We start from the raw sequence: 23,047 nt of genomic DNA, 5'->3' as shown, positions 1-23,047 counted from the left end.
TGGTGGTCCCGGTTCAGCGCAGGTGGCCGGGCTTACCCACCGGCGGCACATGCAGCTGGATGGTCATCAGGTGGGCCGGCTCGTCGCCCACGGTGCCGGAGCGGTGGCCCTTGCGGCCCTCTGCATCCGCCACGCAGTTCTGGTCCTCGCCGAGCGAGAGTTCACCCGGCCCCATCTCGATGCGGGTGCCGTCCATGCTCTCCACGAACCAGCGGCCCGACAGGGGCACGATCCACTGCGGCGCGGGGTTCTCGTGCCAGTCGCCCACCCAGCCGGCCGGCTGCACGGTGAAGACCACGGTGGCTTCGCTGCGTTTCTGCTCGTCGTTCCACTGCGGCGCGGCGCTGCCCACGCTGTGCGGATGGAAGGCGTCGAGACTGCATTTCTGCTGATGGCTCACGCCGTGCTCGTCGGTCCAGAGGTGCCAGTAATCGGTGGCCGGCGGCGGCCCCATGTCCTGTTGCTTGTCGTCTGCCATGGTGAGGGTTCCCGTGTTGTGTTGTCAGAAGCCTTGCCCCAGCGCGACCAGCAGCAGTCCGCCGGTCAGGCCGAGGTTCTTGGTGAAGTCCCAGAAATGCGCGCGGCCGGCGCTGGCACCGGGCTGCCAGAAATCGCCGCTGGCCCAGAAGCGGTGAAAGAGCAGGGCGGTGGCCACGCAGTACAGCGCCAGCAACGCGGCGGCCGGCCGGGCCATCCAGCCGCTGACCACGCACACCGGCCCGGCGATCTCCAGCAGCCCGCCCAGCACCAGCAACAGCGGCGCGAAGGCGGCCGGCACCCAGGGGTTGGAGGCGGCCTGCGCCAGCGCATCGCGCCGGTTGACGATCTTGTCCAGGCAGCTGAAGGGAAACATCAGCACCAGGCAGATGCGGGCGATCAGCAGGGCGGTGTCGTGGGGCATCAGCGCGCGGCGCCCAGCCGGGTCTTGAGATGGTCCGCCACCCGAAGCGCATTGGCCACGATGGTCAGCGTGGGGTTCACCGCCGCGCTGGAGACGAAGAAGCTCGCATCCGTCACATAGAGGTTGTCGAGTTCATGCGCCTTGCAGTCCAGGTCCAGCACCGAGCTGGCCGGATCGCGGCCGAAACGCGCGGTGCCGCACTGGTGGGCGGTGCCGCCGATGGGGATGTCCTTGCCGAAGTAAAGCTCCCGCTCCAGCAGGTGGGGATGCACGTCGCAATGCTTGAGCAACTCTTCGAGCTTGGCGCGCAGCTTGCGGTGGGCCTGCATATTGTTCTGGTGCACATCGAGCAGCACGCTGCCGTCGCTGCGCAGCTGGATGCGGTTCTCGGGCCGGGGCAGGTCCTCGCTGCTGAGCCAGAAGTCCATGGAGTGGCGGGCCAGGGCGTCGAAGGGCAGGTCGGGCAGCCACTTCTCCAGCCAGGCGGGCAGCTCCTCGCCGCGGATCTGCGCGGGATGGGTCTTGGCGCACATCTGGATCAGGCCGAGCGGGTAGCGCCAGTCCTTGTCCCCTGCATCGCCGAAGTAGTAGTCGCTCACGGCCAGGGTCTTCTGGAACACCGTGTCGTTGGGCTCGCGCGCCAGGGCCATCAGCACCGACTGGTTGTGGCGCATGTAGTTGCGGCCGACCTGGTCCGATCCGTTGGCCAGGCCCTTGGGATGCCGCTCGCTGGCCGAGCGCTGCAGCAGCAGGGCGGTGGAGAGCGCGCCGCAGGCCAGCACGATGATGTCGGCCGTCAGCCGCTCGCGCTGGCCGCGCATCGGGCCGGTGCCGCCGAACAGCACATGGACGGCGGTGGCGCTGCGGCCGGAGGCATCGGTCTCCACCGTCTCGGCATAGGCATCGGTCATCAACGTCACGTTGGGCCAGGCGGCCAGCGTGGGGTCCACGCAGATCACCTGCGCATCGGCCTTGCCGTTGAGCAGGCAGGGAAAGCCGTCGAAGGCATCGCAGCGGATGCAGCGGCTGGTGGGGGTGGGCTGGCCGTCCTTCTCGTCGAGCAGGATGCCCAGCGGCAGATGGAAGGGATGGGCGCCTTGGCGGCGCAGGCTTTCGGCGAGGGTCTCGATGCGGCTCTCGTGCGCCACGGCCGGATGGGGGAAGGGGCCGCTGCGGCGCGGCTCCAACGGGTCTTCGCCGGCCTGGCCGTGCACCTGGAACAGGGCCTCGGCCTGGGCATACCAGGGCTCGAAGGCCTCGTAGGGCAGGGGCCAGGCGGGCGAGACGCCATCGGCATGCAGCACCTCCCCGAAATCCTGCTCCCGCATGCGCAGCAGCGCCGCGCCGTACACCTTGGAATTGCCGCCCACGTAGTAGTGCAGGCCGGGATGGAAGGTGCTGCCGTCGGCGCCGTGCCAGGTCTCCTTGGCCTGGTAGGCGCCTTCGACGAAGACGGTGCGCGGGTCCCAGTTGGCCTGGCTGCGCGGCAGGTAGTTGCCGCGTTCGATGAGCAGGATCTTCTTGCCCGTGGGCGCCAGGCTCCGGACCAGCGAAGCCCCGCCGGGGCCGGAGCCGATCACGATGATGTCGTGGTGCATGTTGTCGTTCTGCCTGGGCCTGGTGCCGGCCCTGATCGGGGATTTCGATCATAGGAAGCCGGCAGCGCTTTGGGCGGGCCGCGCCCGGGTTGGCGAACTCGTCTTACACCGGCCCGACCGCGCGGCCGGCGCGATCGGTGGGCGTCGCGGAAATGGCTGGCGATCCGCCCGTTTTTCCGGGGCTTTCGTATCCGTCTTGTGAATAGGATGGGCCGACCAGAGGGAGACCCCATGTCGACGATTTCATCCGGACTGACCGGCAGCTCCTTGGCCGCCTATGTGCAGGCCGCCGTCACCCGGGCGCAGGCGAAGGCCGAGGCGGCGGGCACGGACGGCAGCGACGCGTCAGCCACGACAGCCACCACGGCCAAGGCCGCCGGCACCTCGGCCGCCAGCCGCAGCGCGGTGCTCGCGGCCAGCCACGGCTATCAATCCTCGGTCGCCCAGGGCGGCCTGGACCGGCAGCAGAACGCACTGGCCAGCGAGCTTCGCGCGGCGCTGGCCAAGACCGGTGTGGAACTCGGCGGGGCGGTGAGCTTCGGTGTGTCCTCCGCCGGCAAGCTGGTGGTGAGCGGCAGCGATGCGGACAAGGCCAAGGTCAACAGCTTCCTGAGTGCGGACAGCAGCAAGCCCGGGTTCTCCTCGCGCCTGGCCAGCCTGACCAGCGCGGCCGAGAGCCTGTCGGGCACCATCAAGCAGAGCGCCGCGATCTCGCAGGCGGCGCGTTATGCCAGCGGGCCTTCGGGCCTGCTGTCGCTGTACGCCACGCTGAGCAAGCAGCAGGATGCGACGGCGGCGTCGTTCACCCTGTCGGCCACCGGCAGTTCGCTGACCTATGCGGGTGTGCTGACCTCCAAGGCCTGATGTCGTGGGCGATTGGCCCGCGTCTCAATGAACCCGCAGCACCTCGAACTGTTGCCGGCCCGGAGCGAGCCGTATCGACACCTCGTCGCCCTCGCATTTACCCAGCACGGCCTTGCCCAAGGGGGCTTCGGTGCTGATCACCTGAACGAGCTGGTCGCCGCTGCCCAGCTTCATGCTGCCCCCGTCCGGGCCGAGAAAGAGCTGCTGCTGCCTGTCCTGCGAATCGACCAGGCAGACCAGCGCGCCCAGCTGTATGCCTTTGCTGGCGTCGTAGGGCAGCGGCCGGAATTGCCGCCAAAGCGCCATCGCCTGGCGGATGGCTTCGGCGCGGCGGGCCTGGCCGGTGGCCAGGTAGGCGGCTTCGAGGCCCAGGGTGTCGTATTTGTTTTCCGCCACGTTCTCTTCGTGGGTCGCCGTTTCATGGGCCGCCTGTACGGCCTGTTCGGCCTGAAGCAGGTCTTCGGCGAGGCGTTCCAGCACCTGCTGCCGCAGCAAGAATTTATCCATGGTGAAAGCTCGGCGTCTCGAACAAGCGGGGGGAGGCGGCTCTTGATTATGAAGGTCGCCGGCACGCGATCAGGCCAGGCCCATGTGCTCCCGGATCGTCTCCACCAGGATGCCCGCCAGCCGCTCCACGCAGGGGTCGGCCGAGCCGCGGCCACGGCCCAGCATCAGGTCCATGGACGGCAGCGCCGGCAGTCCCAGGGCGGCCGGGTCCAGCGGCCTGACATGGCCCGGCAGCCCGAAAGGCGTGCGGACCGACAGGCCGAGCCCGGCCGCCGTCGCCGCCCACAAGGCGGTCAGGCTGGCGCTGTTGAAGGCGTAGCGCCAGGCGGTGCCCTGGCGCTGCAGCGCGGCGGTCACGATTTCGCGCAGAGGGCAGGGCGCGTCCAGCAGCACCAGCGGCAGCGGCTCCTCGGCGGGTGAGCCCTCGGCCAGGCGGCGCCACCAGGGCGCGTCGCAGGCCTGCGCCGAGGCCGGGCCTATCCACTGCAGCGGCAGGCGCATCACATGTTCGCCGCGCAGGCAGGACAGGTCCATGCCCACGTCCCAGAGCAGCGCCAGCTCGAACTGGCCCAGCGCGAAACGTTCGCGCAGCTCGTCGCTGCGGGCCACGGTCGCTTCGATGCGCACCCGCGGATGCGCCCGCGAGAAGCGCCCCAGCACGGCAGGCAGCACCGACTCGCCCAGGTCTTCCTGCAGGCCCAGCCGCACCAGGCCGCGCAGCTCGCTGCCGCTGACCGCGGCCACGGCCTGGTCGTTGAGTTCCAGCAGGCGATGGGCGTAGGCGCGCAGCGTCTCGCCGGCATCGGTCAGCACCAGGCCGCGGCCGGACTTGCGCAGCAGCGGCGTGCCGCATTGCGCCTCCAGCTTCTTCAACTGGGCGCTGATCGCCGAGGTGGAGCGGCCCAGCTTGTCGGCCGCGCGGGCGAAGCTGCCCAGCTCCACGCCGGTGCAGAAGCTGCGCAGGACGTACAGGTCATAGAGCACACGGGCCATGGAGCACCTTGGAAGATCCCGAAAATGTGGATTATGGATGCTGAATTTTCTGATTTTCAGGATGGAAGGCGCTGGCCACACTGCCCCCCATGACTTCCTCCGCCTTCTCCGATGCCAGCCCGCCGCCCCGCCACCGATGGAAGGTGCTGGCCGCCGGCGTGCTCGCCAATGCCGCCTTCTCGGTGGTCTTCAGCGGCATTCCCATGACCGCCGTGCTGATGCGCTCGGGGTACCGGCTCGACAACGCCAGCCTGGGCCTGGCGCTGGGCCTGATGGGCCTGGGCATCGCCCTGAGCGAGCTGCCCTGGGGCCTGCTCACCGATCGCTGGGGTGACCGGCCGGTGCTGCTGCTCGGCCTGGCCTGCACCGGCGCCGCGCTGGCGGCGATGGCGGTCTGGGCCGCGCCGTCCGAGGGCCATGTGCCGGCCTTCGGCTGGCTGGCCGGCGGGCTGGTGTTGGTGGGGCTGCTGGGCGGCAGCGTCAACGGCGCCAGCGGCCGGGCGGTGATGACCTGGTTCGGCGACGGCGAACGCGGCCTGGCCATGAGCATCCGCCAGACGGCCGTGCCGCTGGGTGGCGCCATCGGCGCGCCGCTGCTGACCACGCTGGCGCAGCACGGCGGCTTCGTGGCCGTCTATGGCGTGCTGGCCGCGTTGTGTCTTGGGGCGGCCGGGCTGGCGGCGCTGTGGGTGCACGAGCCGCCGCCGGCCCCGGCGGGCCGGACCGTCCCTGCCGCCGCGACGCAGGGCCGGCCGGGGCCGCTGCACGACATCCGCGCCTGGCGCATGGCCGCGGGCATCGGCATCCTGTGCGCGCCGCAGTTCGCGGTGCTGTCCTTCGGCAGCGTGTTCCTGCACGACTTCGCGGACATCGGGCTGGCCGGCATCGCGGCCGCGATGTCCCTGGTGCAGCTGGGCGCCATGGTCCTGCGCATCTGGAGCGGCGGCTGGACCGACCGGCGCGGCAACCGTCCGGCCTATCTGCGCGCCTGCTGCCGGCTCACCGTCGCCATGTTCGTGCTGCTCGCGGCCTGTTGCCTGGGCACCGGTGCGGGCAGTGCGGGCAGTGCAGGCAGCGTGGGCGCCGGACTGCTGATGCTGCTGGCCGTGGCCGGCATCTGTGTGTCGGCCTGGCATGGCGTGGCCTATACCGAGCTGGCGGTGATGGCCGGCGCGGCACGTGCCGGCACCGCGCTGGGCATGGCGAACACGGCGGTGTTCGCCAGCTGTTTCCTGGTGCCGCTGGCGATCCCGCAGCTGCTGTCGGCCCAGGGCTGGGCATCGGTCTGGCTGTGCGCGGCGGCCTGTGCCCTGCTGGCCATGCCCTTGCTGGCTCGGCGGGCCGCGCCCCGGGGCCTGGCCTGCGCCGCGTAGGCGATGCTGGCTGCGATGCCTCAGTTGTAGACCAGCAGCCCACCCGTCATGTGCTCGCTGCGCCAGATGGCGGGCGTCTGCCCGGACCAGCGCCGGAAGGCGCGCCGCAGGCTGCGCGCGTCGGCGAAGCCGGCCTCCACCGCGATCTCCGCGACCGACCGGTCGCTGACATGCAGCTGGTGGAAGACATGGGTGCGCCGTTCCTCCTCCAGCAGCTGCAGGTAGCTGCAGCCGGCCTCCGCCAGGTGCCTGCGCAGGGTCCGCTCGCTCATGTGCAGGTCGGCGGCGAGGGTGGCGAGGTCGGGCGGGTGCGCGATGTTGTTGCGGATGGAGCGGCTGACCGAAGCCGCGATGTCCGCCCGCGCATCGTGGCGCACCCGCAGCGGATGCAGCAGCGCCCGGATGTTGCGGAAGGTGTAGGGGTCGTGGGTGGGCACCTGGACCGGCTCGGCGGAGAACTCCATGGTGTTGGCCGGCTGGCCCATCAGCACCTCGCAGCCGAAGGCCTCGCGGTAGCGCTCGGTGCTGCCGGGGGTGGTCCAGCGCAGCTGCACACGCAGCGGCGCGATGTCGCGGCGCGTCACTTCGCGGCTGGCGCGAAGAACGGCGGAGAAGGTCTGTTCGACGAAGAAGTGTTCCAGGTCGGGCTCCGGAAAACGCGGCTGGCCGGAGAGCACATACACCTTGCCGCATTCCTGCCCGCTCAGGTCGAGCATGCATCCCACATCGCGCTGCGCCGCCAGCAGCAGCGCCCAGGTGTCCTGCAGGGTGGGGCAGGCCATCATGCCCAGCGCCAGCGGCCCCCAGGAGACGAAGTTGGCCGCCGCGCCCATGTGCAGGCCCAGGTGGGGATCGGCCAGCCGATCCAGCACCCGCCGCGCCAGGCGGGCCGACTGCGAGAAGGACAGCAGGCAACTGGGCTGCTCCAGGTCGGCCACGCCAAAGCCCAGGCCGCGGGTCAGCGGCTCCGGGTTCAGCCCGTGCGACTGCGCCGTGGCCAGCAGGTTGCGCACCAGGGTCGCGCGCATGTCGGCCACCTGCCGGGCCTGGTCGGCGGAGCCGCCGACCGACGGCGTTTCCGCCGGCAAAGCCGGTGTCGTGTCGAAGAAATTAAGCCTTTCCATATCCAACCCCAGATGGAAACGTGTTCATCTCAGATTGAATTTTGAAGCGCCACGGTACTGGTAAAGGACTCCCTTACAAAAAACGTTGGATCTTGTCCGGCGCGGTCCCTGCTTTGGCCTGATGTACCCCTGCTGTGGCCGCGCGTTCATGCCGAAATGTGAGGCATGCCCCGCTCATCACGTTTTCACGAAATCGTTTTCGGTCCCTTGCCCGCCATGGCCTGCGGCCTGGTGCTGCTGGCCTGGGGCTGCGGACTGGAGCCGCCCGGCCGCTGGGCCGCGGTGGCCGTCGGCGCCCTGTTGCTGGTCGCCGCCAGCGTGCTGGCCGGACGCGCCAAGGGCCGGGGCGTGCCGCACGCCGAGCTGCAGGACTATCTGCAGAGCCAAGGCGAGTTCGCCGAAAGAATCGCTCCGGTGTGGTCGGGCCATATCGAGGCCTCCCGCGCGCAGATGGAGACGGCCGTGTCCGAACTGGGCCTGCGTTTCGGCCAGATCGTCGAGCAGCTGCAGACCACGCTGCAGCGCTCCATGCAGGGGGGCGCCACCGGCCAGGACGCGGGCGCCGAGGTCTACGAGAAGAGCTCCGCCCAGCTGCAGTCGGTGGTGCAGTCGCTGCGCGATGCCATGGCCGCCAAGGCCACCCTGCTGGCGCAGGTGCGCGGCCTGCAGGGCTTCATCGACGAGCTGTCCGGGATGGCCGACGCGGTCTCGCGCATCGCCCACCAGACCAATCTGCTGGCGATCAACGCCACCATCGAGGCAGCCCATGCCGGCGACCGCGGCCGCGGCTTCGCCACCGTGGCGCAGGAGGTGCGCAGCCTCTCGCGGGTCTCGGGCGACACCGGCGCCCGCATCAGCCGCCATATCGAGGACATGACCCGCGCCATCCGCGAGACCTGCGCCGCCGCCGAAATCTCGGAGCGCCAGGAGGACGCGGTGATGCACCGCAGCGAGGACGCCATCGGCTCGGTGCTGGCCGGCTACCGCGACTTCACCGGCGCGCTGTCCTCCTCCACCGAACTGCTGCGCCAGAGCAGCCACGCACTGCGCGACGAGGTGCACGAGGCGCTGATCCAGCTGCAGTTCCAGGACCGGGTCAGCCAGGTCATGAGCCACGTGCGCAGCAACATCGACCAGCTGCCGGCCTTCCTGGCGGAACACCGGCAGGACTGCGAACGCGAGGCGGCCCTGCTGCCGCTGCGCGCCGAGCCGCTGCTGGCGGCCCTGGAGGCGACCTACGCCATGACGGCCGAACGCCACCTGCACGCGGGCGGCGACGGCGCGGCCGCCAGGGCGCCCGCGGCGCATGAAGAAATCACGTTTTTCTGAAAAGGGAGTGGACACATGGCTAAAACGGTTCTGATCGTCGACGACTCCGCCTCCATGCGGCAGGCGGTCGGTATCGCGCTGCGCGGGGCGGGGTATCAGGTCATCGAGGGCTCGGACGGGCAGAACGCGCTGCAGAAGCTCACCGGGCAGAAGGTGCATCTGATCATCAGCGACCTCAACATGCCCCACATGGACGGCATCACCTTCGTCAAGCAGGTCAAGCAGCTGCCGGCCTATCGCTTCACGCCCATCATCATGCTGACCACCGAGAGCCAGGAGGCCAAGAAGCGCGAGGGCCAGGCGGCCGGCGCCAAGGCCTGGGTGGTCAAGCCCTTCCAGCCGGCGCAGCTGCTGGCGGCCGTCGAGAAGCTGGTGCTGCCGTGAGCGAGGCCGCCGCGCGCGTGCTGCGCATCGAGGGCGAGATGACCATCTACCGCGCCCAGGACCTGCATGCCCAGCTGCTGCAGGCGCTGGAGCAGGACGGCGCGCTGGAGATCGACCTCTCCGAAGTCTCGGAGATCGACTCCGCCGGCCTGCAGCTCATCGCCGCCGCCCAGGCCAGCGCCGCGGCACGCGCGGCCCCGCTGCGTTTGCTGGCGCCCAGCCCGGCGGTGCGGGAACTGTTCGAACTGCTCGGCCTGCCGCCGGACGGCGCCCTGTCCGAAGCGCAGGCCGCCTGAGGACATCGACATGCAGATGGACGAAGCCCTGCCCACCTTCATCGCCGAAAGCCGCGAGCTGCTGCACGACATGGAGAGCGCGCTGCTCGGCGTGCTGGAACTGGACGAGCGGCAGGAGGCGATCAACGCCATCTTCCGCGCCGCGCACACCATCAAGGGATCGGCCGGGCTGTTCGGCCTGGACGCCATCGTCGGCTTCACCCATGTGATGGAAAGCGTGCTCGACCGGGTGCGCGAAGGCGAGCTGGCGCTGGACGAGCCGCTGGTGCAGCTGCTGCTGTCCTGCGCCGACCACCTGGCCGGCTGCATCCGTGCCCTGGCCGCCGGCCAGGCGGAGCCGGACGAGGCGGCGCGCGCCCGGCCGCTGCAGCAGCGGCTGCAGGCCTATCTGGGCGCCGAAGCTGGCGCGACCCCCGTGGCGGTGCCTGAAGCGGGCGCGCAGGCCGCACAGGCAACGACGGCCGGCGACTGGCGCATCGCCCTGGGCTTCGGCCCGGACGTGCTGCGCAACGGCATGGACCCGCTGTCCTTCGTGCGTTACCTCCAGCGCCTCGGGGAACTGCGCGAGCTGCGCCTGGACCGTTCCCGCGTGCCCGCGCTGGAACAGCTGGACCCGGAGGCCTGCTACCTGGACCTGTCCCTGGTGCTGCACACGGATGCCGACCGCGCAAGCATCGAAGGCACTTTCGAATTCGTGCGCGAGGACTGCCGCATCGAGATCGTGCCGCCCGCGGACGGGCCGCAGGCCGGTCCATCTCAGCCCGAACCCGCCGAAGGCATCGAACGCATCGAAGCGGCGGCCCCCACCGACACCGCGCGCCCCGCCGAAGCCCGCAAGGCCGAAGGCCCGCTGATCCGGGTCGATGCCGACAAGCTCGACCAGCTGATCGACCTGGTCGGCGAGCTGGTCACCGCCTCCGCCAGCGCCACCCTGGCCGCCCGCGCCACCCACCACACCGTGCTGCAGGAATGCAATGCGGCCCTGGCCGGCCTGATCGACGAGGTGCGCGACTGCGCGCTGCAGCTGCGCATGGTGCGCATCGGCAGCACCTTCGCGCGCTTTCGGCGGGTGGTCCACGATGTCTCGCGCGAGATCGGCAAGAACATCGTGCTGGAGCTGCACGGCGAGGACACCGAGCTGGACAAGACCGTGGTCGAGAAGATCGCCGACCCGCTCACCCACCTGGTGCGCAATGCCATGGACCACGGCATCGAGCCCGCCGCCCTGCGCCTGTCGCGCGGCAAGCCCGAGACCGGCACCGTCACCCTGGATGCGTACCACGACTCCGGCCAGGTGGTGATCGAAGTCAGCGACGACGGCGGCGGGCTGGACAGCCAGCGCATCCTGGCCAAGGCGGTCGAGCGCGGCCTGGTCGAAGCGGGGCGCAACCTCGGCGAGGCGGAGATCTTCGCCCTCATCTTCGAGCCGGGCTTCTCCACCGCCGAGCAGGTCAGCAACCTGTCGGGCCGCGGCGTGGGCATGGACGTGGTCAAGCGCAACATCGACGCGCTGCGCGGCAGCGTCTCGCTGGCCAGCACGCCCGGGCGCGGCACCACGGTGCGCATCCGGCTGCCGCTGACGCTGGCGCTGATCGACGGCTTCCAGGTCGGCGTGGGCCGCTCGGTCTTCGTGGTGCCGCTGGAGTCGGTCGTCGAATGCATCGAGTACCGCGAGGAGGGCGGCAGCGGCCCGGCCTGGGCCGAGCTGCGCGGCAAGGTGCTGCCCTTCATCCGGCTGCGCACGCTCTTCGAGGTCGGCGGCATGCCGCCGGCCCGCCAGAACATCGTCGTCGTGCGCCATGCGGGCCAGCAGTTCGGCCTGCTGGTCGACACCCTCTACGGCGAATTCCAGACCGTCATCAAGCCGCTGTCGCCGCTGTTCTCGCAGGTGCGCGGCATCAGCGGATCGAGCATCCGCGGCAGCGGCGACGTGGCCCTGATCCTGGACGTCGCCTCGCTCGCGGAGCAGGCGGAGTCCGGCCAGGGCGCCGCCGCCCGCACCTGAACCAGCCAGCGTTCTCCCCAGTTCCTCATCCACCGTCGAGACCCCATTTCACGAGGCGCCCCATGTTCTCTAATTTCAAGATTGGTACCCGGCTGATCGTCGGCTTTCTGCTGGTGGCCTGCATCAGCCTGCTGGTCGGGCTGTTCGGCATCAATGCCTCCAACAGCATCAACGACATGGCCACCGACATGTACAAGGACCAGCTGCTGGGCCTGTCCGACGTGAAGGAGGCCAACATCAACCTGATCTACGTGGGCCGGGCCCGCGCCAACTTCCTGCTGGCCGCCAGCGCGGCCGAGCGCGACACCCAGCTGCAGAACATCCGCAAGTACAGCGCCGCCGTGAAGACCCACCTGGACAAGGCCAGGCCGCTGTTCCGCGACGACCGCGGCCGGCAGATCTTCGCCACGGTGGACCGCGGCTGGGAGGAGTACCAGCAGGAACTGCAGCGCTTCCTCACCCTGGCCGGCGCCCACCCGCTCTTCGAGACCAGCGCCGAGCTGACCGCCCAGACCCGCGCCGTCGCCGCCAAGACGGTGGTGGTGGACGAGCAGATGAGCGAGCTGGCGCGCATGAAGGAAGGCCTGGCCAACAAGGCCAACGACGACACCGACGCCATCTACTTCCACAACCGCAACCTGATGATCACCCTGATCGCCTGCGGCATGGTGGCCGGCCTGCTGCTGGGCTGGCTGATCAGCCGCAGCGTGAGCCGGCCGATCGGCCGCGCGGTGGCGGTGGCCAACCAGATCGAGTCCGGCGATCTGACCGCCGAGATCGGGCCCACCTCGCGCGACGAGGCCGGCCAGCTGCTGGCCTCCATGCGCAGCATGATCGCCCGGCTCTCCAGCGTGGTCTCCGAGGTCAATGCCGGCGCCGAGGCCCTGGCCGGTGCGTCCGAACAGGTCAGTTCCACCGCGCAGTCGCTGTCGCAGGCGGCCAGCGAGCAGGCCGCGGGCGTGGAGGAGACCAGCGCCTCCATCGAGCAGATGACCGCCTCGATCTCGCAGAACACCGACAACGCCAAGATCACCGACGGCATGGCCAGCAAGTCCTCCGAGGAGGCCACCGAGGGCGGCGAGGCGGTGCGCGCCACCGTGGCGGCGATGAAGCAGATCGCGCAGAAGATCGGCATCATCGACGACATCGCCTACCAGACCAATCTGCTGGCGCTCAACGCCGCCATCGAGGCGGCGCGGGCCGGCGAACATGGCAAGGGCTTCGCGGTGGTGGCCGCGGAAGTGCGCAAGCTCGCCGAACGCAGCCAGGTGGCGGCGCAGGAGATCGGCGACGTGGCCGGCTCCAGCGTGGAACTGGCCGAGCGCGCCGGCCGCCTGCTCGACCAGATGGTGCCCAACATCCGCCGCACCTCCGACCTGGTGCAGGAGATCACCGCCGCCTCGGAGGAGCAGACCTCTGGTGTGGGCCAGATCAATGCCGCGGTGGTGCAGCTGAGCCAGACCACGCAGCAGAACGCCTCCAGCTCCGAGGAACTGGCCGCCACCGCCGAGGAGATGAGCGGCCAGGCCGAGCAGCTGCAGCGCAGCATGGCCTTCTTCCGCCTCTCGGCCCAGGCCCGCGCCGCATCGGCGGCGCCGCACATGGCCGAGGCCGGATCGGCCCGCGCCACGCGCCGCAAGCCGGCCGCGCCGCCGTCGGCGACCGGCACCGGGCTGGCGCTGGCCGGCCGGGCCGAGGGCGCGCCCGACGAGTCCAAGTTCGTGCGATTCTGAGCGGGAGCCGCCCATGCCCGAAGCCTCCCACTCCGCCCCGGCGCGCGCCCGCCGCGGCAGCCCCCATGCGGCGCACGACCGCGCCGAGGCGCCTGCCGAAGCGCTGTCCGAAGGCCGCCAGTACCTCACCTTCACGCTGCACCAGGCCATGTATGCCGTGGCCATCCTGGCGGTGCGCGAGATCATCGAATACGGCAGCCCGACGGTGGTGCCGATGATGCCCGCCGCGGTGCGCGGCGTGATCAACCTGCGCGGCGCGGTGGTGCCGGTGGTGGACCTGCAGGTGCGCTTCGGCGGCCAGCCGGCGGCGCCGGGCAAACGCACCTGCATCGTCATCGTCGAGGCGTCCGGCGGGCAGGAGGGCCAGCGCCAGGTGATGGGCATGGTGGTCGATTCGGTCAGCGAGGTGCTCGACATCCCCGACACCGACATCGAGCCCGCGCCCACCTTCGGCACGCAGATCCGCGGCGACTTCATCGAGGGCATGGGCAAGGTGCGCGGCCGCTTCGTCATCGTGCTGGACATCGAGCGGGTGCTGGCGCTGGACGAACTGGGCATGCCCGCCGTCCAGGCCGAGCCGGCATCCGGCACCGGCGGCTGAGCGCCATCCGACGGAGACCGCATGCACAACGTTCTGAGCGACCAGGACTTCGGCGAAGTCCAGCGTTTCATCTTCGATGCCGCCGGCATCCATCTCTCGCCGGCCAAGAAGGCGCTGGTCTGCGGCCGCCTGGCGCGCCGCCTGCAGGCGCACAAGCTCTCGCGCTACGGCGAATACGTGGCCATGCTGCGCGACGTGCGCCACCGCGCCGAGGCGCAGATCGCCGTCGACCTGCTGACCACCAACGAGACCTACTTCTTCCGCGAGCCCAAGCACTTCGAGCTGCTGCGCCAGCTGGCGCACGGCGCGCAGGGCGGCCAGCCCTTTCGTGTCTGGAGCGCCGCCTGTTCCACCGGCGAGGAGCCCTACAGCATCGCCATGGTGCTGGCCGACTGCCTGAAAGGCCGGCCCTTCGAGGTGGTGGCCACCGACATCAGCTCGCGTGTGCTGGAGCGCGCCCGCATCGCCCACTACCCGGAGCAGCGCACCCAGCACATACCGCCGGACTACCTGCGCCGCTTCTGCCTGCGCGGCACGGCCGAGCATGCCGGCACCCTGCTGGTGGACCGGGCGTTGCGCCAGCAGGTGCGTTTCCAGCAGGTCAATCTCAACGAAGCCCTGCCATCGCTGGGCCAGTTCGACGCCATCTTCCTGCGCAACGTGATGATCTACTTCAACACCGAAACCAAACGCCAGGTGGTGGCGCGTGTCACCGCCCTGCTCAAGCCGGAAGGCCGCTTCTGCATCGGCCATTCGGAGAACCTGCATGCCATCGCCCCCGGGCTGCAGGCGGTGGCGCCCTCCATCTACCGGCTGGCCTGATGGAGACCCTGCACATGCCGTACTCCCATGCCGCGCAGGCCGGCCCCTGCGAGCTGCTGCTGCAGCCGGGCGACTACTTCGTCGGCGGCGGCGGCTGCCGGGTGCGCACCCTGCTGGGCTCCTGCGTCTCCATCGTGCTGTGGGATCCGCTGCGGCGCATCGGCGCCATGTCGCATTTCCTGCTGGCGCGCCGGCCGGCCGGCTGCCGCCAGCCCAGCGCGCGTTATGCCGACGATGCCCTGGCCCTGATGGCGACGCGGCTGGGGGCGCTCGGCGTGGACCTGCGGCGCTGCGAGGCCCGGATCTTCGGCGGCGCCGACATGTTCGGCCGCCCGCCGCGCGCCGGGCTGCCGCGCATCGGGCTGGAGAACGGCGAGTGCGCGCGCCAGCTGCTGTCGGAGCGCGGCATCGCGGTGCATGGTGAACACCTCTTCGGCTCGGCTTACCGCGTCATCGTGTTCGAGCCCGGCAGCGGCGCCGTCTGGCTGCGCCATGGCGGCGCGGGGCTGGTGCACTGATGCCGGCCATCCGTGTCATGGTCGTGGACGACTCCGCCGTGGTCCGGCAGGTGCTCACCGGGCTGTTCAATGCCGCGCCGGACATGCAGGTCACCCATGCCGTGGCCGATCCGCTGATGGCGATCGAACGCCTCAAGGAGGGCTGGCCCGACGTGATCGTGCTGGACGTGGAGATGCCGCGCATGGACGGCATCACCTTCCTGCGCAAGATCATGCAGGAGCGGCCCACGCCGGTGGTGATCTGCTCCAGCCTGACCGAACGCGGCGCCCGGACGACGGTGGAGGCCATGGCCGCCGGCGCGGTGGCCATCGTCACCAAGCCGCAGCTGGGGCTCAAGCAGTTCCTGCAGGAAAGCGGCGAGGAGCTGCTCTCCACCGTGCGCAGCGCCGCCAGGGCGCGGGTGCGGCGCAGCACCGCGCCGCCACCGGTGCAGCCGCGCCACAACGCCGACGCGGTGCTGCCGCCCGGCGCCGTCCGTGAAGTCCGGGCCATGGCGCGCACCACCGAACGCATCGTGGCCATCGGCACCTCCACCGGCGGCACCCAGGCGCTGGAAGTGCTGCTGACGGCGCTGCCGCGGGTCACGCCCGGGCTGGTGATCGTGCAGCACATGCCCGAGAAGTTCACCGCGGCCTTCGCCGCGCGGCTCGACGGCCTGTGCGCCATCACCGTCAGGGAGGCGGCCCACAACGACCGGGTGGTGGCGGGCCAGGCGCTGATCGCGCCGGGCGGCCGGCACATGGTGTTGAAGCGCAGCGGCGCCCAGTACTTCGTGGAGGTGATCGACGGCCCGCTGGTCAACCGCCACCGGCCCTCGGTGGACGTGCTGTTCCGCTCCACCGCGCGCTGCGCCGGCGCCAACGCCCTGGGCATCATCATGACCGGCATGGGCGACGACGGCGCGGCCGGCCTGCTGGAGATGCGCACGGCCGGCGCCCGCACCCTGGCGCAGGACGAGGACAGCTGCGTGGTCTACGGCATGCCGCGCGAGGCGGTGCGCCTGGGGGCGGTGGAGCGCACCGTCGCGCTGCAGCAGTTCGCGCTGGAAATCGGTCGTTTCGGCGCCGCCTGACAGGGGTATTTGCCCGGTGAATAGTGGCTCCGTCGAAATCATAAGAAGCGGCGTTCCGGCAGCCCGATACGCCTGACAGAATCGATTTCCAACAGAGGATTGGAAATCGAATGGCACGCATCGTCAGGGTCGCAGCAGCACAGATGGGGCCGATTCAGCGCTCCGCCCAAAGGCCGGAAACCCTGGCCCGCATGATCGCCCTGCTGGAGGGCGCCGCAGCCCAGGGCGCGCAGCTGGTGATCTTCCCCGAACTGGCCCTCACCACCTTCTTTCCGCGCTGGCTGATGGACGCTTCCGAGGCCGGCGGCTATTTCGAGGCCAACATGCCCAACCCGGACGTGCAGGCATTCTTCGACCGCGCCCGTGAACTCGCCGTCGGCTTCTATCTCGGTTATGCCGAGCTGACGCCGGACGGCCACCGTTTCAATACCTCGATCACCGTGGGCCCGGACGGCACGGTATTGGCCAAATACCGCAAGACCCATTTGCCCGGCACCGCCGAGCCGCGTCCCGGCGCCACCATCCACCAGCTGGAAAAGCGCTATTTCGAATATGGCGACACCGGTTTCCAGGCCTTCTACGGCGTGCCGCAATGGAAGGCCCCGGTGATGGGCATGCTGATCTGCAACGACCGCCGCTGGCCCGAGGCCTGGCGCAGCTACGGCCTGCAGGGCGTGGAGCTGATGGTGATGGGCTACAACTCCGCCGCCTACGACCCCAACGGCGGATCGACCGAGGATGCCCAGCTGCGCACCTTCCACTCCATCCTGGCCACCCAGTCCAACGCCTACATGAACTCCACCTGGGCGGTCAGCGCCGCCAAGGCCGGCGACGAGGACGGCTACGGCCTGATCGGCGGCAGCTGCATCGTCGATCCCAACGGCATCGTGGTGGCGCAGGCGAAGACGCTGGAGGACGAGGTCATCGTCGCCGACTGCGACCTCGACGCCTGCCGCCAGGGCCGCGAGAAGATGTTCAATTTCGAGGCACACCGCCGGCCCGAGCACTACGGCCGGCTCATCGAGCAGGTCGGCGTCGTGCTGCCCGCGCAGGCCTGAAAGCGCAGGGTCGCCCGATGAGCCGCTCCACCGCCCCCAACGCCTACCCGGACATCACCGGCTACCGCATCCTGCCGCAGCGCTTCTGGGGCCGCTGGGCCTCCGCCGCGCTGGTGCTGCTGGTGCTCGCCTGGCTGGTCGTGGCCTTCGCTCGCGGGCAGATCGAGTGGCAGTACGTCGCCGATTTCCTGACCGCCAAGACCATCCTGATGGGCCTGGTCTCCACCATGGTCATGTCGGTCGCCGCGATGGCGCTGGGCATCGTGCTCGGCATCCTGGCGGCGGTGATGCGGCTCTCGCCCAACCCCCTGGTGAAGGGCGTGTCCATGGGCTATGCCTGGCTGTTCCGGGGCACGCCGCTGATCCTGCAGTTGTTGCTGTGGTTCAACCTGGCGCTGGTGTTTCCCACCATCGGCATCGCCGGCATCTGGCAGGTGAAGACGGTGACGGTGATGACCCCGATGCTGGCCGCGCTGCTCGGCCTGGCGATCAACCAGGGCGCCTACACCTCCGAGGTGATACGCGCCGGCCTGCTGTCTGTGGACAACGGCCAGTACGAGGCCGCCAAGGCCATCGGCATGGGCCAGCTGCAGCTGCTGCGGCGCATCGTGTTCCCGCAGTCGATGCGGGTGATCCTGCCGCCGCTCGGCAACGAGTTCATCGGCATGGTCAAGCTCACATCGCTGGCCAGCGTGATCCAGTTCTCCGAGATCCTGCACAACGCCCAGAACATCTACTACGCCAACTCCAAGGTGATCGAACTGCTGATCGTGGCCGCCATCTGGTACCTGTTGATCGTCTCCCTGCTGACGCCGCTGCAGATGCTGCTCGAGCGCAAGTACTCCAAAGGCACGAGGACCTGAGCCGTGGACCAGCCCATTGTTTCCATCGTCGATGTGCAGAAGGCCTTCGGCGACTTCCAGGCCCTGAAGGGCGTCTCGATCGACATCGAGGCCGGCGAGGTGCTCTGCCTGATCGGCGCCTCCGGCTCCGGCAAGACCACGCTGCTGCGCTGCATCAACCAGCTGGTGACGCCCGACAGCGGCGCCATCTGGGTCTCCGGCGAGCTGATCGGCTTCCTGCCGCAAGGCGACAGGAGCCTGCGCCGCCTCACCGAGAAACAGATCGCCCGCCAGCGCCTGCACACCGGCATGGTGTTCCAGCGCTTCAACCTCTTCGCCCACCTCACCGCGCTGGAGAACATCATGGAAGGCCCGGTGCAGGTGCTGGGCCGCAAGCCCGCCGAGGTGCGCGTCGAGGCCATGGCCCTGCTGCAGCGGGTGGGGCTGGCCGACAAGGCCGGCAGCTATCCGGCCCAGCTCTCGGGCGGCCAGCAGCAGCGGGTGGCCATCGCCCGCGCGCTGGCGATGCAGCCGAAGGTGATGCTGTTCGACGAACCCACCAGCGCGCTCGACCCCGAGATGGTCGGCGAGGTGCTGGCGGTGATGAAGGAACTCGCCGTCTCCGGCATGACCATGATCGTCGTCACCCACGAGCTGGGCTTCGCCCGCGAGGTGGCCGACCGGGTGGTCTACATGGACCAGGGCGCCATCGTCGAATCCGGCCCCGCCGCAGCACTGCTTTCCAACCCCGCCGAAGCACGCACCAAGGCCTTCCTGGCCGCCGTGCTGTGAACCGTTTTCAGACCCCAACCGAGAAGACCATGCTGAAGAAACTGACCCTCGTCGCCGCGCTTCTGGCCGCGTTTTCCGCCCACGCCATCGAGCTGCCCGACGCCATCAAGTCGAGCAAGACGATCACCGTGGGTGTGGTGCCCAACTACCCGCCGCTGGAGATGAAGGACCTGAAGACCGGCGAGCTGACCGGCTTCGACATCGAACTCGGCAACGCCATGGGCAAGAAGCTGGGCGTGGAGATCAAGTGGACCGAGACCAGCTTCGAGCAGTTCCTCTCCAGCATCAAGACCAACCGGCTGGACATGATCATCTCCGGCTTCAGCGACCTGCCGGCGCGCCAGGACACGGCCAGCTTCGTGGACTATGTGCGCTCGGGCGTGCAGTTCTTCACCCAGGCTTCGCGCGCCGCCGAGTTCAAGACCCAGGCCGCGCTCTGCGGCAAGAACGTGGGCGCCAGCCGCCGCACCAGCCTGCCGGGCGAGATCAAGAACTGGAGCGACGCCAACTGCGTGGCCAAGGGCCTGGCCGCCATCACCGTGACCGGCACCGAAGGCTCGGCCGACGCCCGCACCCAGCTGCGCCAGGGCCGCATCGACGCGGCGGTGCAGGGCAACGAGACCCTGCCCTACATCATGTCGCAGGAGCCGAACACCTATGCCCTGGTCGGCGAGCCGATGCGCTACACGCTGATGGGCATGGCCATGGGCAAGGACCAGGTCGTGCTGCAGAAGGCGGTCGTCGCCGCGCTGGACGAACTCGTCAAGGACGGCACCTACAAACGCCTGCTGGACAAGTACCAGCTGTCGAACAACGGCGTCACCAGCTTCACCATCAACGCAGGCAAATGAACATGGACATCCCGCTCTTTCCCGCCAACCGCGCGCCGCTGTCGCCCATCTACCCCTGGCCCAACGGCCAGAAGGCCGCGCTCTTCCTGGCCGTGGACGTGGACGCCGAAAGCGCCTGGACGGCCAAGGACCCGAAGAACTACGAACGCCTGGTGACCATGTCCTTCGGCGGCTACGAGGCGCGCATCGGCGTGGCCAAGATGCTGGAGCTGTTCCGCGACTACGAGGTCAAGGCCACCTTCTTCATCCCCGGCTGGACGGTCGATGCCCATCCCGCCATGTGCGAGGCCATCCAGAAGGACGGCCACGAGATCGCCCACCACGGCTACCACCACCTGATGCCCGACCCGGGCGCGCCGCACATCCTCGAAGAGATCGACCGCGGCCTGGACAGCCTGAAAAAGCGCCTGGGCGTGGTGCCGGTGGGCTACCGCGCGCCGGTCGGCGAGAGCTGCGAGGAGCTGCGTGTGCTGCTGAAGGAACGCGGCTTCCAGTACTCCAGCTCCTGGCGCGATGACGTGCGCCCCTACCGCCAGGTGCTGGCCGACGGCACGCCCGGCGTGGTCGAGCTGCCCGCCACCATGACCTTCGACGACTGGATGTACGGCCTGACCCACCGCTACAGCCCGCGCCCGCTGTTCCCGCGCGAACATGTGCTGTCGATCTGGAACGACGAGATGGAAGAGACCCGCGACTGGGGCGGCCTGATCACCACCGTGCTGCATCCCCAGGTGAGCGGCCGGCCGATGCGGCTGAAGATCCTGCGCGAGTTCCTGCAGGCCACGCGCGAGTACGGCGATGTGTGGATCACCACCGGCCAGGAGATCGCCACGCACTTCGAGAAGTGCGAGGCCGAAGACAGCAGCCGCGCCTGATGCCCGCCGACCTGCTGATACGCGACGCCACGGTCGTCAGCTGCGACGCCGGGCGGCGCGTGCTGCAGGACAGTGCCATCGCCATCGTCGCCGGCCGCATCGCGGCCATCGGCCCGACCGCCGAGCTGGACGCCGCCTACGCCAGCCTGCCGCGCTTCGAGGCGAGGGGCCTGGGCGTGCTGCCCGGCCTGGTCAACGCCCATTCCCACACCGTGCTCAATGCCCTGAAGGGCACGGTGGAGGACTGGTCCGGCGAGGCCATCTACAACTACATGACCCCCATCTCCTACGCCATGACCGGCGAGGAGCGCGCGGCCGTCGCCGTGCTGGGCTGCGTGGAAGCGATCCGCAGCGGCACCACCACCGTGGTCGATCCCTTCCGCCATGTGGCCACCTATGCCGAGGCCATGGCCGGCACCGGCCTGCGGCTGTGGCTGTCGGAGGCCTGCGCGGACATCGACACACGCCGCATCCGCCATGGCGACTATTCCATCGACCCAGCCTTCGGCGATGCCTTCTTCGAGCGCAGCATGGCGCTGGTCGAGCGTTTCCACGGCAGCCACGGCGACCGCCTGCGCTGCCAGATCGCGGCCCATGCGCCGGACAACTGCTCGCCGGCCATCCTGAAGCGCCTGAAGGACGCGGCCGAACGGCTGGGCCTGAGCCGCACCATCCACCTCTCGCAAAGCATGGGCGAGGAGGCGGCGGTGCTGAAACGCACCGGCCTGAGTTCCACCGCCTATCTGGCGCAGGAGGGCTTTCTGGGCCCGGACCTGCTGGCCGCCCATCTCACCTTCTGCCAGCCCGAAGACATCGCCCTGCTGGCCCGCCACGGTGTGCGTATGGCGCACACGCCCGCCAGCATCTCGCGGCGCGGCATGCACAAGGCCCTGCTGGGCACCATCCGCGATGCCGGCATCGAGGTGGCGCTGGGCACCGACAACATGAGCGCCGACATGTTCCAGGCCCTGGCCTTCGGCTCCATCCTGCACCGCACCGGCCGCGGCCGGGAGGTGGAGGGCGGCGTGGCCCCCCAGCCGCAGGACATGCTGGACATGGCCACCCGCCACGGCGCGGCGGCCGTCGGCGCGCTGCACGAGGTCGGCAGTATCGAGGTCGGCAAGAAGGCCGACCTGGCGGTGCTCAACCTGCGCTCGCCGAGCCTGCGGCCGGCCATCCGCCTGGTGTCGAACATCGTGCACTACGGCCATCCCGGCACCGTGCATTCGGTGCTGGTGGAGGGCGAGTTCCTGATGCGCGAAGGCAGGCTGCTGACGGTGGACGAGGACGCCGTCGTCGACCGCGCCGAGCAGGTGGTGCGCGAGGTGTGGCGCCGCATGGTGGCCGACAACCCCGACATCCGCCGCCCGGCGGGCGAGATCCCCTGGCTGGACGATCTGGCACAGTAGCCGTCCATGAACCTGCGACAGATCGAGGTGCTGCGGGCCGTGATCCGCTGCGAGACCACCATGGGCGCGGCGCGTGAACTCGCCATGTCGCAGCCGGCGGTCAGCAATGCCATCAAGCATATGGAGCGGCAGGCCGGCTTCGCCCTCTTCGAGCGGGTGAACAACCGCCTGCTGCCCACGGCCGACGCACGCACCCTGTTCGCCGAATCCGAGAGCATCTTCGAGCTGCATTCCACCCTCAACTCGCGCATCCAGGACATGCGCGAGCGCCGCACCGGCCATCTGCGGGTGATCTCCACCCCGCCCCTGGCCAACGCCGGCCTGCCGGTGGGGCTGCGCAACTTCATGGCCAAGCATGCGGATGTCAGGGCCCATGTGGACGTGGGCGACGCCCGCCGGGTGCTCGATGCGGTGCAGTCCGGCGTGAGTGAACTGGGCTTCGTGCTGGCCAGCCCGCGCACGCCGCCCTCGGCCCATGCCCAGGTGCTGGTGCATTCGAACATGGTGTGCGTGATGCCGCCGCAGCATGCGCTGGCCAGCCGGGAGCTGGTCCGGCCGCAGGACCTGGCCGGCTTTCCCTTCGTGGCCCTGCACCGGGACACCACCTTCGGCAAGGCGGTGCGCCAGTCCTTCCTGAAGGTCGGCGAGACCGTGGACTACCTCGCCGAGACACGCTACTGCCACACCGCCTGCCTGCTGGTGGAGAGCGGCGTGGGCGTGTCGGTGGTCGACCCCTTCAGCGCCCTGGCCTTCCGCCGCACCGGCATGGTGGTCAAGCGCTTCGAGCCGCAGACGCCGGTGACCGCCTATGTGGTGGTGTCGGACCGGCAGCCCGTCTCGCGGCTGGGAGGTTTCTTCATCGACGAGATGCGGCGGGTGCTGGAATCGGTGGATGTGGACGTGCACGCCTGAGCGGGAGCCTGGGCGCGGCCGTACCGCGCAAGTCCCAGCACGGACGGCTCCAGAGCCGCAATCGTTGCATCGGAACCACCCAGGAAACGCCCGGTCTTCTCACGTGCGCGTTTGTCGATTCGGGACTCTGACTTAGGCTTCACATGCGAGGACGACCTCGCCTCAGCATCAGCGAGGGACGGCCCTT

Annotated in this window: 24 protein-coding genes; 18 read left to right on the top strand and 6 right to left on the bottom strand. The window is 69.7% G+C overall.

Going from position 1 to position 23,047, the window contains the following annotated elements:
• Positions 1 to 13: 13 nt before the first annotated feature.
• The 3 genes from GT347_RS05645 to GT347_RS05635 are packed head-to-tail and all read right to left on the bottom strand — an operon-like array spanning position 14 to position 2,499.
• Positions 14 to 478, bottom strand: coding sequence for a cupin domain-containing protein (locus tag GT347_RS05645; RefSeq protein ID WP_160551032.1), 465 nt, complete (start codon positions 476 to 478; stop codon positions 14 to 16).
• A 24-nt stretch (positions 479 to 502) separates the two neighbouring features.
• Positions 503 to 901 carry a DoxX family protein gene (locus tag GT347_RS05640; RefSeq protein ID WP_160551031.1) on the bottom strand — a complete coding sequence of 133 codons (399 nt, stop codon included), beginning with the start codon at positions 899 to 901 and terminating at the stop codon, positions 503 to 505.
• A complete protein-coding gene (locus tag GT347_RS05635) occupies positions 901 to 2,499 on the bottom strand; it encodes a GMC oxidoreductase (protein WP_160551030.1) in 1,599 nt (532 codons plus the stop codon). The genes GT347_RS05640 and GT347_RS05635 overlap by 1 nt, the downstream gene beginning before the upstream one ends.
• A gap of 231 nt (positions 2,500 to 2,730) precedes the next feature.
• Here GT347_RS05635 and GT347_RS05630 point away from each other — a divergent pair, with 231 nt between their 5' ends.
• The gene (locus GT347_RS05630; protein ID WP_160551029.1) at positions 2,731 to 3,363 is read left to right on the top strand and encodes a hypothetical protein; all 633 of its coding nucleotides are present in this window, start codon (positions 2,731 to 2,733) and stop codon (positions 3,361 to 3,363) included.
• Positions 3,364 to 3,387: 24 nt separating this feature from the next.
• Here GT347_RS05630 and GT347_RS05625 read toward each other — a convergent pair whose 3' ends face one another.
• Positions 3,388 to 3,870: a GreA/GreB family elongation factor gene (locus GT347_RS05625; RefSeq protein ID WP_160551028.1), complete on the bottom strand. Its 483-nt coding sequence runs from the start codon at positions 3,868 to 3,870 to the stop codon at positions 3,388 to 3,390.
• A gap of 69 nt (positions 3,871 to 3,939) precedes the next feature.
• Entirely contained in the window at positions 3,940 to 4,863 is a 924-nt protein-coding gene (locus GT347_RS05620; protein WP_160551027.1) for a LysR substrate-binding domain-containing protein, read from the bottom strand.
• A gap of 89 nt (positions 4,864 to 4,952) precedes the next feature.
• On the opposite strand from GT347_RS05620, the gene GT347_RS05615 reads away from it, so the two are divergent.
• Complete coding sequence (locus GT347_RS05615; protein ID WP_160551026.1) at positions 4,953 to 6,236, top strand: MFS transporter; 1,284 nt, start codon at positions 4,953 to 4,955, stop codon at positions 6,234 to 6,236.
• Positions 6,237 to 6,256: 20 nt separating this feature from the next.
• Here the strand turns inward: GT347_RS05615 and GT347_RS05610 are convergent, their stop codons facing one another.
• A complete protein-coding gene (locus GT347_RS05610; RefSeq protein ID WP_160551025.1) occupies positions 6,257 to 7,360 on the bottom strand; it encodes an AraC family transcriptional regulator in 1,104 nt (367 codons plus the stop codon).
• A 216-nt stretch (positions 7,361 to 7,576) separates the two neighbouring features.
• Here GT347_RS05610 and GT347_RS05605 point away from each other — a divergent pair, with 216 nt between their 5' ends.
• From GT347_RS05605 to GT347_RS05530, 16 genes are all read left to right on the top strand, one after another.
• Complete coding sequence (locus tag GT347_RS05605) at positions 7,577 to 8,689, top strand: methyl-accepting chemotaxis protein (RefSeq protein WP_195812401.1); 1,113 nt, start codon at positions 7,577 to 7,579, stop codon at positions 8,687 to 8,689.
• Between the two features lie 15 nt (positions 8,690 to 8,704).
• The gene (locus GT347_RS05600; RefSeq protein WP_160551023.1) at positions 8,705 to 9,073 is read left to right on the top strand and encodes a response regulator; all 369 of its coding nucleotides are present in this window, start codon (positions 8,705 to 8,707) and stop codon (positions 9,071 to 9,073) included.
• Complete coding sequence (locus GT347_RS05595) at positions 9,070 to 9,369, top strand: STAS domain-containing protein (protein WP_229722724.1); 300 nt, start codon at positions 9,070 to 9,072, stop codon at positions 9,367 to 9,369. The genes GT347_RS05600 and GT347_RS05595 overlap by 4 nt, the downstream gene beginning before the upstream one ends.
• 10 nt (positions 9,370 to 9,379) lie before the next feature.
• Positions 9,380 to 11,374: a chemotaxis protein CheA gene (locus GT347_RS05590; protein WP_160551022.1), complete on the top strand. Its 1,995-nt coding sequence runs from the start codon at positions 9,380 to 9,382 to the stop codon at positions 11,372 to 11,374.
• A 62-nt stretch (positions 11,375 to 11,436) separates the two neighbouring features.
• Positions 11,437 to 13,107 (top strand): methyl-accepting chemotaxis protein, encoded by a 1,671-nt coding sequence (locus tag GT347_RS05585; protein ID WP_160551021.1) that lies wholly within the window; start codon positions 11,437 to 11,439, stop codon positions 13,105 to 13,107.
• Between the two features lie 13 nt (positions 13,108 to 13,120).
• Positions 13,121 to 13,708 (top strand): chemotaxis protein CheW, encoded by a 588-nt coding sequence (locus GT347_RS05580; protein ID WP_160551020.1) that lies wholly within the window; start codon positions 13,121 to 13,123, stop codon positions 13,706 to 13,708.
• Between the two features lie 21 nt (positions 13,709 to 13,729).
• Positions 13,730 to 14,530, top strand: coding sequence for a CheR family methyltransferase (locus tag GT347_RS05575; RefSeq protein WP_160551019.1), 801 nt, complete (start codon positions 13,730 to 13,732; stop codon positions 14,528 to 14,530).
• The gene (locus tag GT347_RS05570) at positions 14,530 to 15,048 is read left to right on the top strand and encodes a chemotaxis protein CheD (RefSeq protein WP_229722722.1); all 519 of its coding nucleotides are present in this window, start codon (positions 14,530 to 14,532) and stop codon (positions 15,046 to 15,048) included. Before GT347_RS05575 ends, GT347_RS05570 begins: the two co-directional genes overlap by 1 nt.
• Positions 15,048 to 16,121, top strand: coding sequence for a protein-glutamate methylesterase/protein-glutamine glutaminase (locus GT347_RS05565; protein ID WP_160551018.1), 1,074 nt, complete (start codon positions 15,048 to 15,050; stop codon positions 16,119 to 16,121). Before GT347_RS05570 ends, GT347_RS05565 begins: the two co-directional genes overlap by 1 nt.
• Before the next feature lie 110 nt (positions 16,122 to 16,231).
• On the top strand, positions 16,232 to 17,179 hold the full coding sequence (locus GT347_RS05560) for an N-carbamoyl-D-amino-acid hydrolase (protein WP_160551017.1): 948 nt from the start codon (positions 16,232 to 16,234) through the stop codon (positions 17,177 to 17,179).
• A 17-nt stretch (positions 17,180 to 17,196) separates the two neighbouring features.
• Positions 17,197 to 18,042 carry an amino acid ABC transporter permease gene (locus GT347_RS05555; RefSeq protein WP_160551016.1) on the top strand — a complete coding sequence of 282 codons (846 nt, stop codon included), beginning with the start codon at positions 17,197 to 17,199 and terminating at the stop codon, positions 18,040 to 18,042.
• Positions 18,043 to 18,045: 3 nt separating this feature from the next.
• Entirely contained in the window at positions 18,046 to 18,813 is a 768-nt protein-coding gene (locus GT347_RS05550) for an amino acid ABC transporter ATP-binding protein (RefSeq protein WP_160551015.1), read from the top strand.
• Positions 18,814 to 18,842: 29 nt separating this feature from the next.
• Complete coding sequence (locus GT347_RS05545; RefSeq protein ID WP_160551014.1) at positions 18,843 to 19,664, top strand: ABC transporter substrate-binding protein; 822 nt, start codon at positions 18,843 to 18,845, stop codon at positions 19,662 to 19,664.
• Between the two features lie 2 nt (positions 19,665 to 19,666).
• Positions 19,667 to 20,539, top strand: coding sequence for a polysaccharide deacetylase family protein (locus GT347_RS05540; protein WP_229722720.1), 873 nt, complete (start codon positions 19,667 to 19,669; stop codon positions 20,537 to 20,539).
• Complete coding sequence (locus GT347_RS05535) at positions 20,539 to 21,948, top strand: amidohydrolase family protein (protein WP_160551012.1); 1,410 nt, start codon at positions 20,539 to 20,541, stop codon at positions 21,946 to 21,948. Before GT347_RS05540 ends, GT347_RS05535 begins: the two co-directional genes overlap by 1 nt.
• Positions 21,949 to 21,954: 6 nt before the next feature.
• Positions 21,955 to 22,860: a LysR family transcriptional regulator gene (locus GT347_RS05530; RefSeq protein ID WP_160551011.1), complete on the top strand. Its 906-nt coding sequence runs from the start codon at positions 21,955 to 21,957 to the stop codon at positions 22,858 to 22,860.
• Positions 22,861 to 23,047 lie beyond the last annotated feature (187 nt).

This window comes from Xylophilus rhododendri, from assembly GCF_009906855.1.
GTDB lineage: Bacteria > Pseudomonadota > Gammaproteobacteria > Burkholderiales > Burkholderiaceae_C > Xylophilus > Xylophilus rhododendri.
This window is presented reverse-complemented; position numbering and strand designations above follow the sequence as displayed.